Source organism: Leisingera sp. F5, from assembly GCF_001593695.1.
On the sequence record NZ_LUKH01000674.1, the window covers coordinates 1 to 1,874 of the forward strand.

The window sequence follows — 1,874 nt, forward strand, 5'->3', positions numbered from 1 at the left end:
GAAGGTAAAGCTCACCCGCCCGGATATCACCATCATCCCGGCAGTCACCGAATACCCCGCCGCCATCGTACCGGACGGCTGGTCGGGCGATCCGGGCGCCGATCCGGTCGGCACCGGCCCGTACAAGCTGGTGGAATACGAGGTCGGCGTGAAAGTCGCGCTGGAAAAGAACACCGATCACGAATGGTGGGGCGAAGGCGCCTATCTTGACCGGATCGAATTCATCGACTTCGGCACCGATGCCTCGACCCACTTGTCAGCTGCCGAAGCCGAAGAAATCGACATGACCTACGAGACCGTGGGTGAATATGTCGACATCTTCACCTCCATCGGCTGGAACGTCAGCGAGTCGGTCTCTGCCAATACCCTGGTGCTGCGCACCAACCGCGACGCCGAGGTGGACGGGGTCCAGCCCTATGCCGACGCCCGCGTCCGCCGCGCCTTGGCGCTGGCCTGCGACAACGCCGTGCTGCTGGAACTCGGCTATGACGGCCGCGGCACCCTGGCGGAAAACCACCACGTCTGCCCGATCCACCCGGAATACGCTGATATCGGCGCACCTGTGCGCGACGCCGAGGCCGCACGTCAGCTGATGGAAGAAGCCGGGATGCTCGATTTCGAGCATGAGCTGTTCTCGATCGACGACGACTGGCGGCGCAATACCACCGATGCGCTGGCAGCACAGATGCGCGATGCGGGCCTTAAGGTGAAACGCACGGTTCTGCCCGGCAACACCTTTTGGAACGACTGGGACAAGTATCCGTTCAGCTCCACCGACTGGGGTCACCGCCCGCTGGGGGTCCAGGTGCTGACACTGGCCTACAAGACCGGGGTCGCCTGGAATGAAACCGGCCTCGCCAGCGCCGAGTTCGACAGCATGCTGGAGGCCGCCTCAGCCATTGCCGACGCGGACACCCGCCGCACCCATATGGAGAAGATCGAACAGTTCATGCGTGACGACGGCACTGTGATCCAGCCTTATTGGCGCTCGCTCTACCGCCACGCACGCCCCGGCATTATCGGCGCCGAGAGCCATCCGATCAACGAAATCCATGTGCACAAACTGGCACTGGAAGCCTGATCAGGCCTCAAATAGAAGGGCGCGCGCCAGACCCGGCGCGCGCCCGTTTTCATCAGATATCGACCTCAACCCGGCCAATCGGGTTGGAGCAGCAGGCCAGGATATAGCCCGCCTCCACATCCTCTTCCGAGATGCCGCCATTGTGGACCATATGCACCTCGCCTGCGGTCTTCTTGACCTTGCAGGTGCCGCAGATGCCAAAGGTGCAGCCCGACGGGATGTTGAGACCCGAGGCCTTGGCCACCGCCAGCACGGTGTCGGTCTCGGTGCAGGCCGCCATCACACCGGAGGCCGCAAAGCTGATCTCGGCGGCAGCGGTCTCTTCCGGCACAACATCATCAATCTCAGGCACGTCAGCGGCAGTCTCAACCGGAGCGCCAAAGCTTTCCTGATTATAGTTCTCCATGTCAAAGCCAAGGCCGTTGAGCATGTCGCGCACCGCCTGCATGAAGGGTTCCGGCCCGCAGCAGTAGACCTCGCGCTCCAGATAATCCTGCGCAATCAGGCCCAGCATGATCTGATTGAGCTGGCCCCGGTAGCCGGTCCAGACCTGATAAGGGTCGTCTTCTTCCACCACCAGATTCAGCTTCAGCCCCGGCAGCCGCGACGCCATGCTTTCCAGTTGCTGGCGGGCGATAATCTCGCTGGGCCGTTTGGCGCAGTTGATAAAGCAGATGTCGGGCGACTGGCCGCGGTCAAACAGATACTGTGTCATCGACAGGCTGGGCGTGATGCCGGAGCCAGCCGAGATGAACAGGAACTTGCCATTCGGACGCTTGGGCAGGGTGAATAC

Annotated in this window: 2 protein-coding genes; one reads left to right on the top strand and one right to left on the bottom strand. The window is 62.2% G+C overall.

Annotated features, from left to right (window positions below; all coding sequences use genetic code 11):
* On the top strand, positions 1 to 1,081 hold a 1,081-nt coding region (locus A2I95_RS34650), incomplete at its 5' end, for an ABC transporter substrate-binding protein (RefSeq protein WP_291737099.1).
* Positions 1,082 to 1,133: 52 nt separating this feature from the next.
* Here the strand turns inward: A2I95_RS34650 and A2I95_RS34655 are convergent.
* Positions 1,134 to 1,874, bottom strand: a 741-nt coding sequence (locus tag A2I95_RS34655) for an iron-sulfur cluster-binding domain-containing protein (protein WP_291737100.1), incomplete at its 5' end; no start/stop codon positions are given.